The 1,681-nt window shown below is 36.4% G+C and carries 4 protein-coding genes; 3 read left to right on the top strand and 1 reads right to left on the bottom strand.

The window, feature by feature from the left end; translation table 11 throughout:
* The first annotated feature begins 402 nt into the window (after window positions 1-402).
* On the top strand, window positions 403-717 hold the full coding sequence (locus IQ228_RS25805; protein WP_168466311.1) for a hypothetical protein: 315 nt from the start codon (window positions 403-405) through the stop codon (window positions 715-717).
* Window positions 692-1,078 carry a DUF6516 family protein gene (locus tag IQ228_RS25800; protein WP_193964975.1) on the top strand — a complete coding sequence of 129 codons (387 nt, stop codon included), beginning with the start codon at window positions 692-694 and terminating at the stop codon, window positions 1,076-1,078. Before IQ228_RS25805 ends, IQ228_RS25800 begins: the two co-directional genes overlap by 26 nt.
* On the opposite strand, the gene IQ228_RS25795 is transcribed toward IQ228_RS25800, so the two are convergent.
* The gene (locus IQ228_RS25795; RefSeq protein WP_370566955.1) at window positions 1,053-1,235 is read right to left on the bottom strand and encodes a type II toxin-antitoxin system HigB family toxin; all 183 of its coding nucleotides are present in this window, start codon (window positions 1,233-1,235) and stop codon (window positions 1,053-1,055) included. The two genes, IQ228_RS25800 and IQ228_RS25795, sit on opposite strands and share 26 nt — an antisense overlap.
* 369 nt (window positions 1,236-1,604) lie before the next feature.
* Between IQ228_RS25795 and IQ228_RS27550 the strand changes: the two genes are divergently transcribed.
* Window positions 1,605-1,681: DUF433 domain-containing protein (locus IQ228_RS27550; protein ID WP_193962989.1), on the top strand; the 77-nt coding region annotated here is incomplete at its 3' end.

Genomic DNA, 1,681 nt, shown 5'->3' with positions numbered 1-1,681 from the left:
CATCAAATTAGCAGCCTCATCTACAAACAGATCCCTCATCTTGTAAATCCTAAAATCCTGGAAATCCTGATTCAGACAATTAATCACCATCAAATTAGCAGCCTCATCTACAAACAGATCCCTCATCTTGTAAATCCTAAAATCCTGGAAATCCTGATTCAGACAATTAATCACCATCAAATTAGCAGCCTCATCTACAAACAGATCCCTCATCCTGTAAATCCTAAAATCCTGGAAATCCTGATATGGCTTGCGCCACGCTATGCTATCAGACAATTAATTACCGTCAAATTAGCAACCTCATCTGCAAACAGATCCCTCATCCTGTAAGTCCTCATATAGCTTGCGCCACGCTATCAGACAAATGCTATAATTAATTAGTAACGACAAGAAGTAAACCTTATGTTACAAGTACAAATTAAATCTGATTCTCCCGACGTTGAAATCGTCCAAAACCTAATTAAAGGAGCTATTGAATCTGAGATTAAAAATTTACAAAGATCCTTAGAGAAAACTAATAAATTATTGCAAGAATTTGAGACAAAATATCAAGTTTCATCAGAATTTTTCTGGACTAATTGGACAGCAGAAAACCTATCAGGAGGGGACGATGAATATGTAAGTTGGGCAGGAGAAATTAAAATTAAGGACAAATTAATTAAGGCTTTACAAAAGTTGGATACTATAGAATATGTCACTCAACAATTACCAAGCTAGTATTGTTGTCATTATTCAAAAATATGTGTACCAAGGGTGGATTATATCCTTTAATTTTTCCTTAGATGCTAGATCAAACTATGTCGGGTTTATCCAGGGAAATTTAGAATTTTCACGGGGGAGTCGCTTATTTTTCAAAGAATATATTGATCTACAAGAATCATTAGAAAAGCTCTCTTATTCATTCCATTATCAAGACAATGAAAACAACTTAATATTTCGCTATGATAATGCCAAACACAAACCTGATTTGGGCTACGCAGATCATAAGCATATTAAAGATGAAATTATCCCATCTACAATTCTAGAGCTTGAACAAGTGATTTTAGAGATTATTAGGGACTATTTAGAGGATAGTTGAAAACTTTCAAATTCTGGTACACTATGCTATCAGACAAATTCCCACAGCGATCGTATTCTGGATGAGTTAACACTGCACGAATATAGATTTTTTTGCGGTTATAGTGAATTGCTGCAATGAGTCTAACTTTGTTACCTCCAATGTTAAATACTGTCAACTTACCTACTTGAATCTGTTTTGGTGCGATTAAAGTTATTCAGATCCCCGACTTCTCTAAGAAGTCGGGGATCTAGGGATCTAGGGTCAGCGATCGCTCGAATTAACCACCGAATCCTGGAAATCCTGATTCAGACAAATTCCCACAGCGATCGCTCGAATTAACCACCGAATACCTCATCCTGAAAATCCTGAAATCCTGGAAATCCTGATATGGCTTGCGCCACGCTACGCTATCAGACAATTAATCACCGTCAAATTAGCAACCTCCTCTGCAAATAGATCCCTCATCCTGTAAATCCTCATATAGCTTGCACCAGGCTATCAGACAAATGCTACAATTAATCCGTAACGACAAGAAGTAAACAAAATGGAAAGCAGAATAACTATTCATCCAGATATTTGCAATGGACGACCTATTATTACTAATACTCGAATTTCTGTACA

Source organism: Dolichospermum sp. LEGE 00246, from assembly GCF_015207865.1.
GTDB classification, from domain to species: domain Bacteria; phylum Cyanobacteriota; class Cyanobacteriia; order Cyanobacteriales; family Nostocaceae; genus Dolichospermum; species Dolichospermum heterosporum.
Note: the sequence above shows the minus strand (reverse complement) of the source record. Positions and strands in the feature narration are given on the sequence as shown.